Annotated in this window: 4 protein-coding genes; 1 reads left to right on the forward strand and 3 read right to left on the reverse strand. The window is 67.9% G+C overall.

Features of this window, described 5'->3' with window-relative positions; genetic code table 11:
* Positions 1-103: 103 nt before the first annotated feature.
* Entirely contained in the window at positions 104-502 is a 399-nt protein-coding gene (locus tag LL06_RS21335) for a DUF2794 domain-containing protein (protein WP_035531631.1), read from the forward strand.
* A gap of 77 nt (positions 503-579) precedes the next feature.
* On the opposite strand, the gene LL06_RS21340 is transcribed toward LL06_RS21335, so the two are convergent.
* From LL06_RS21340 to LL06_RS21350, 3 genes are all read right to left on the reverse strand, one after another.
* Positions 580-1,131, reverse strand: a complete 552-nt coding sequence (locus tag LL06_RS21340; RefSeq protein ID WP_035531633.1) for a GNAT family N-acetyltransferase — start codon at positions 1,129-1,131, stop codon at positions 580-582.
* Positions 1,132-1,285: 154 nt separating this feature from the next.
* A complete protein-coding gene (locus LL06_RS21345; protein WP_035531635.1) occupies positions 1,286-2,062 on the reverse strand; it encodes a Bax inhibitor-1/YccA family protein in 777 nt (258 codons plus the stop codon).
* A gap of 181 nt (positions 2,063-2,243) precedes the next feature.
* A complete protein-coding gene (locus tag LL06_RS21350; protein ID WP_052161802.1) occupies positions 2,244-4,817 on the reverse strand; it encodes an ABC transporter permease in 2,574 nt (857 codons plus the stop codon).
* Positions 4,818-4,845 lie beyond the last annotated feature (28 nt).

Below are 4,845 nucleotides of genomic sequence, written 5' to 3' on the forward strand. Positions count from 1 at the left end.
CAGGCGAAGACAAGCGGGCCGCCGAAAAAATCGCCCTCCGCGCTTGAATTTGAGCCTGCCTCAGGCAAACTGGGCCGATGAGCACTGATTTGCGGTCCCTCTCATGACTGACGGCGCGGATTTTTCCGCGAACCGGGGCGCTTCGGCTGCAGGCGCCGCTTCGGCGGCCGTGGATCTCGCCGAGCTCCGCCGCCGCACCACGCCCGAGCCGGTGACCTTCCAGCGCCGCGAACTCGACCTGATCCTGAGGATCTACGGCCGGATGGTGGCCGAGGGCCAGTGGCGCGACTACGCCATCGACCATCTCAGAGACCGGGCGGTGTTCTCCGCCTTCCGCCGCACCAGCGAGGTGCCGCTCTACCGCATCGAGAAGGACCCGTCCCGCGCCCGCAAGCAGGGCGCCTTCGCCATCATTTCCGGATCGGGCCTGGTGCTCAAGCGCGGCCACGAGCTCGATGTCGTGCTCAAATATTTCGACAAGGCGCCGCGGCTGGTCAGGTAGCGGCAGGTCGGCAGGTCGGCAGGTCGGGGACAGTTTACTTTTTCGGGCGAGGCCGAAAAAGTAAACTGTCCCCGAACTTAGCCGGCAAACAGGGTTCCCGGATAGCTCGCCGGATCCGGGTCTGTGGCGGTGCCCTCGCCGAGCGGGCGTTGCAGGAACACCGTGTCGAGCCAGCGACCGTGCTTGTGGCCGGAGCCCCGGATCATGCCGGCGCTCGTGAAGCCCGCCTTCTGGTGGACCGCGATCGAGGCCGGGTGCGCGCCGCCGATCACCGCCACCATCTGCCGGAAACCGAGGCTCTCGCAGCGCGCGATCAGCGTCGCGAGCAGCGCCCCGCCGACGCCCTTGCCGCGGGCTTCGGGCGCCAGATAGATCGAATCCTCCACCAGCCAGCGGTAGGCCGGCCGGGTGCGGAAGGCCGAAGCATAGGCGTAGCCCAGAAGCACGCCGGCGTCGTCCTCCGCCGCCAGATAGGGATAGCCGTCCTTCGTGATCGCCGCCATCCGCCGCCCCATCTCGGCCTCGTCGGGAGCGACGAGCTCGTAGCTCGCCACGCCGTGAAGCACGCTGTCGGCATAGATGCGGGTGATGGCGGGCAGGTCGGCTTGGGTGGCGTCGCGGATGATCATCGGCGTGGGGATCCGGGGTGAGGAGGGTTCGGAAGCTGGTGTAGCGCCAAGCCGGATTCTTGTCACTACCGCTCCCGCACCTGCGGCGCGGAAGCCGCCGCCCACAAAAAAGGCGGCCCGAAGACCGCCTTTTTCAGTGAACTGTCCGTGCAGGCTATTCGCGGTTGCCCAGGAACTGCAGCATGAACATGAACAGGTTGATGAAGTCGAGATAGAGCCGCAGCGCGCCCATGATCGCCTTCCGACCGGCGGTGGCCTGGCCGTCGCCTTCGTAATACATTTCCTTGATCTGCTGCGTGTCGTAGGCGGTGAGGCCCGCGAAGATCAGCACGCCGATCGCCGAGATGGCGAATTCGAGCGCGGAGGACTGCAGGAAGATGTTGACCACCATCGCGATCACCAGGCCGAACACGCCCATGATCAGGAACGAGCCCATGCCGGACAGGTCCTTCTTGGTGGTGTAGCCGTAGAGCGACAGCGCGCCGAACGAGGCGGCGGTGACGAAGAAGGTCTGCGTGATCGACGACCCGGTGAAGACCAGGAAGATCGACGACAGCGACACGCCCATCATCGCGGCGTAGATCCAGAACGTGGTCTGCGCGGCGGACACGCTCATCTTCTCGATGCGGAAGCTCAGGAAGAACACCATCGCTAAGGGAGCCAGCATCACCACCCACTTGAGCGGCGAGCCGTAGAGCACGGCGCCGAGATTGGTCAGCATCTTGCCGTTGCCGAGGGTGGCGACGGCGTTGGCCGGATCATTGGTGGTTGCATACATCGCGACGACGAGGGCGGCCACACCGGTGATGCCCAGACCCATTGCCATGATGTTGTAGACGCGCAGCATGTAGGCGCGAAGGCCTTCATCGATGGCAACGCCCGCCTGGGCGCCATTCGCTACGCGGACATTCGAATTGCGAAAGTCAGCCATGTTTTCCTCTTTATAAGCCCCGGAGTTAACTACGGTGTCGGGTATAGACCCAGGCGCCGCTGCGGGGCTCCAGCATGCCTGCCCAGCAATATGAGGATGAACTGCGGCCACGACAAGGCCTGACCGGGTCCAAATTGTCCGGAAACCTATGCAATTGCTTAATGTTCCTGCAAATGCAGGTCTAAAGCTCGCGCAGCACGGGTGCGGCCTTTTGACCGAGCACCCGCCAGGTGCCCGCCAGGCCGATGCCGACGGTGAGAACCAGCGCGCCCAGGAGCGTCGCCAGCGCGATGTCGGGCATGAATTCCGACGGCAGCGTCATGATCCGGGCGACCACGAACCAGGAGGCCACGCCGCCGAAGGCGAGCGCGAAAACCGCCGTGGCGAGCCCGAGCAGGCCGTATTCATAGACATAGGCGCGGATCAGCGTGGCGCGCGTGGCGCCCAATGTCTTGAGCACCACCGCGTCATGGATGCGCGAGCGGTTGCCGGCGGCGAGCGCGCCGGCGAGCACCAGCACCGAGGCCACGAGCGCCACCAGCGCCGCGGCGCGGATGGCGATGCCGATCTGGCCCACCAGCCGGTTGGCGAGCTCCAGCGCGTCCTTGACCCGCACGCTGGTGATGGTCGGATAGGCCTGGGTGACGGCCCGCAGGATCTCGGCCTCGAGTGCGGCGTCCGCCGCAGGATCGCTCATCGTCGCCATCCAGGAATGCGGTGCGCCGGCGAAGGTGTTGGGCGAGAACACCATGACGAAATTGATCGACAGCGATTCCCACTCGACGTCGCGCAGATTGGCGATCCGCGCCGTGATCGAGCGTCCGAGCACCGACACGGTGACGGTGTCGCCGAGACCGAGGCCGATCTCGCGCGCCTCCTCGGCAGAGAACGACACCAGCGGCTCGCCCTCGTAGTCGGGCGCCCACCATTGGCCCTCCGCCAGCCGCGAATTTTCCGGCAGGTTCTTCGCATAGGTGATGCCGCGGTCGCCGCGGAGCACCCAGCGCGCCTCCGAGGGCACGTTTTCGGCGTTGACCTCTTCCCCGTTGAGCGCGGTGATGCGGCCGCGCAGCATCGGCACCTTGATGATCTTCGAGCCGGGCGCGAGCTCCGAGACAACCCGGTCGAAGCCCTCGATCTCGCTCGCCTGGATGTCGACGAAGAAGAAGTTCGGCGCCCGCTCCGGCAGGTTGCCCGACAGTTCGCGCCTGAGATTGGTGTCGATCAGCGCCAGCGTGACGAGCAGCGCCAGGCCCAGCCCCAGCGACAGCACCACCGACGGCGTCAGCGCGCCCGGCCGGTGGATGTTGCCGATCGCAAGCCTGAGCGGCGTCGAGCGCACGGCCGGCCAGCGCCGGGCGATGAGCTGGACGGCGGACCCCACCAGCCGCAGCACGGCGAAGGCCGCGACGACGGCGGCGACGAACACGCCGGCGATCTGGCGGTCATCGGCAAACCAGATGGCGAAGCCGCAGAGCGCCGCGAGCGTGAGGCCCGCGGTCAGAAGATAGGGCCAGCGCGGCAGGCCGCCGGTCTCGAAGCCCTGCTGCCGGAACAGCGCCGTGGCCGGAACCTCGCCGGCGCGGCCGAGCGGCAGCACCGCGAAGGCAAACGCGGTGAGCAGGCCGAAGCCCGCGGCGATCGCCAGCGAGACCGGGTAGACCGACGCGGTCACGGCGACCGGGATGACGCCCGACAGCGCCCTGGCGGCAAGGAACGGCGTCGCCGCTCCGAGCGCCAGCCCCAGCACCACACCCAGCGCCGCGATCAGCATCACCTGGATGAGATAGATCGCCACCACCAGCCTCGATGGCGCGCCGACGCATTTGAGCGTGGCGATGACGCCGCGCTTGCCGTCGAGCCAGGCGCGCACCGAATTGGCGATGCCGACGCCGCCGACGATCAGCGCCGTCAGCCCGACCAGGGTGAGGAACTGCGAGAAGCGCTCGATGTTGCGGGTGAGCGCCGGGGCGGCGTTGCGGCTGGTGCGCACCTGCCAGCCGGCGTCGGGAAAGCGCTCGCTGGCCTGCTGCTGCAGGGCGGAGAGATCGCGGTCGCCTGCCGCATCGTCGAGCCGCACCCGGTAGCTGAATTCGACCAGGCTGCCCGGCCGGATCAGCCCGGCGCTGTCGAGGGCTTCGCGCGACAGCATCAGCCGCGGCGCGAAGCCGAAGCCTTCCGAGAGCGCATCCGGCTCGGTGGCGATGACGCCGCGGACCTCGACCCGCGCCTGGCCGACGAGCAGCGTGTCGCCGACCGCCATGCCGAGGCGATCGAGCAGGATCTGCGCGACCGCCGCGCCATGGACCCCGTCCTGTTCGGCAAACACCGCCCCGGCCGGCATCGCCGGCACGGTCTCGAAGCCGCCATAGAGCGGATAGGCGCCGTCCACGGCGCGCAGTTCGACCAGCGACTGGTCCGAGCCGTCAGGCTTGCGCGCCATGGTGCGCAGGTTGACGCCGGCGGAGACGGCGCCGAGCCCGTCGATATAGGCGCGTTCGGCCTCGCCGATGTCGCGGTTGTCGATCTCGAAGCGGATGTCGCCGCCGAGAATCGTCTTGCCTTCCGAGGCGATGGAACCGGTCATCATCTGCGAGACCGAATTGACCCCGGCGATGGCGGCGGTGCCGAGCGCCACGCAGGCGAGAAAGATGTAGAAGCCCGAGAGCCCGCCGCGCAGCTCGCGCAGCGCCAGCCGCGCCGCGAGCCCGATGCTCAGGCCGTTGGCGCCGGCCGAAGCCTCCCGCGCGGCCATCAGGCGACCGCCTCACCGGCCGGGGCGA

Origin of the sequence: Hoeflea sp. BAL378, from assembly GCF_000759435.1 — a bacterium.
In the GTDB taxonomy this organism is placed as follows: Bacteria; Pseudomonadota; Alphaproteobacteria; order Rhizobiales; family Rhizobiaceae; genus Hoeflea.